Source organism: Mesorhizobium sp. M1A.T.Ca.IN.004.03.1.1 (genome assembly GCF_003997555.1).
Taxonomy (GTDB): domain Bacteria; phylum Pseudomonadota; class Alphaproteobacteria; order Rhizobiales; family Rhizobiaceae; genus Mesorhizobium.
On record NZ_RZTV01000152.1, the window covers coordinates 1 to 305 of the forward strand.

1 pseudogene is annotated in these 305 nt (G+C 60.3%); it reads left to right on the top strand.

What is annotated here, in order from left to right:
• Nucleotides 1-305: pseudogene (gene glnA / locus EOD29_RS31110) on the top strand (glutamine synthetase); the annotation flags it as partial.

Consider the following 305-nt stretch of genomic DNA (forward strand, 5'->3'; position numbering starts at 1 on the left):
GCGACACGATCTTCGTCGGCCCGGAAGCCGAGTTCTTCGTCTTCGACGACGTCAAGTACAAGGCCGATCCTTACAATACCGGCTTCAAGCTCGATTCGACGGAACTGCCGTCGAACGACGACACCGATTACGAAACCGGCAACCTCGGCCATCGCCCGCGCGTCAAGGGCGGCTATTTCCCGGTTCCCCCGGTCGACAGCGCCCAGGACATGCGATCGGAAATGCTGACGGTGCTGTCCGAGATGGGCGTCGTCGTCGAAAAGCATCACCATGAAGTTGCCGCCGCTCAGCACGAACTCGGTATC